At 61.8% G+C, this 254-nt stretch carries 1 pseudogene; it reads left to right on the plus strand.

Annotated elements, in window-relative coordinates:
* Positions 1-254: pseudogene (locus tag SB772_RS43390) on the plus strand (bifunctional folylpolyglutamate synthase/dihydrofolate synthase); the annotation flags it as partial.

The raw sequence follows: 254 nt of genomic DNA on the forward strand, positions 1-254 counted from the left end.
CGGCAGTTATCGAAGTCGGCCTTGGCGGCCGCTTCGACGCGACGAATGTCATCTCCGATCCGGCCGTTTCGGTCATCATGCCGATTTCCCTGGATCATCAGCCCTATCTCGGTGACCGGGTCGAGGTGATCGCCGCCGAAAAGGCAGGCATCATGAAGGCGAAGCATCCTGTCGTCATTGGCCAGCAGCCTTATGACGCAGCGCTTGAGGTGCTGATGTCGACCGCCGAGCGGCTGCATTGCCCGACCGCCCTC

It is taken from the genome of Paraburkholderia sp. SIMBA_030 (assembly GCF_046535245.1).
Taxonomy (GTDB): domain Bacteria; phylum Pseudomonadota; class Gammaproteobacteria; order Burkholderiales; family Burkholderiaceae; genus Paraburkholderia.